The organism is Catenulispora rubra (genome assembly GCF_015356825.1).
GTDB lineage: Bacteria > Actinomycetota > Actinomycetes > Streptomycetales > Catenulisporaceae > Catenulispora > Catenulispora rubra.
The window spans coordinates 1-914 of record NZ_JAACYW010000660.1 but is presented as its reverse complement, the minus strand read 5'-3'; the positions used below and the strand labels follow the sequence as shown (position 1 = coordinate 914).

1 pseudogene is annotated in these 914 nt (G+C 74.1%); it reads right to left on the bottom strand.

From position 1 onward, the window contains the following. Positions 1-914: pseudogene (locus GWK61_RS54825) on the bottom strand (hypothetical protein); the annotation flags it as partial.

Sequence of the window (914 nt, the reverse complement as noted above, 5' to 3'; positions counted from 1 at the left end):
GTACGAGGGGTTGGTCGGGGGGTGGTAGATGTACGGGACCTGCCAGCCGCCGTCGACCTGGACGTGGCGGCGTTCGGGGACGGAGACCCAGGCTTCGTGCGGGTACGCGGTGCGCTCGACGCAGCGGACGGTGTGGCGGCGGGCGACGTCGATGCGGAGCGGGGTCGAGGCTTCGGTGGGGCTCGCGGCGACGACGGCGATCGCGGCGGCGCCGTCCCCGCTGACGGAGGTCGCGAACTCGGTCCAGTCCGCGGCCAGGTCGGTGGTCGCGCCGGTCTCGGGGTCCCACAGGATCAGCGCCTCGTCGCCGAGGCTGCGGCGCAGGACCACGCCGGCGTCGGTGACGGTGAACGACGTGGAGCCGACCCGCCAGATCGCGTGGCCGCACTCGGTCTCGGTCGGGAAGACGTTGGTCGCGGCCGTCTGCTCCCCGGCCAGGTCGACGCGGAACAGGTTCCACCAGCCGTCGGGGTCGGCGAGCGCGTAGAGGGTGTCGGCGTCGGCCCACTCGGCCTGCGCGACGGAGACCTCGTCGCCGCCGAGGACGCGGGCCTGCGCGACCGCGACGCCGTCGACGATCGAGGCGACCATGAGGTCGGTGGTCTCCCAGGGCATCACCGGGTGGTCCCAGCCGAGCCAGGACAGCCGCATGCCGTCGGGGCTCAGGCGGATGGTCGACAGGAAGTGGTGGGAGCGGGCCACGACGCGCAGGGCGGCCGGATCGTGGGCGCCGGCGCCGGCGCCCGCGCCGGACAGCGGGATGGCGACGACGTCGCGGGTGGTGCGCGGGGCGGGGTCGGTGAGTACCTCGGTGAGCTGAGTCGTCTCGCGAATCGCCCAGATCTCGGTGCCGGTCGGGCCCAGGATCATGTCGGAGTAGTTGGTGCGGGTGACGCCTTCGGGGTCGGCGGGGG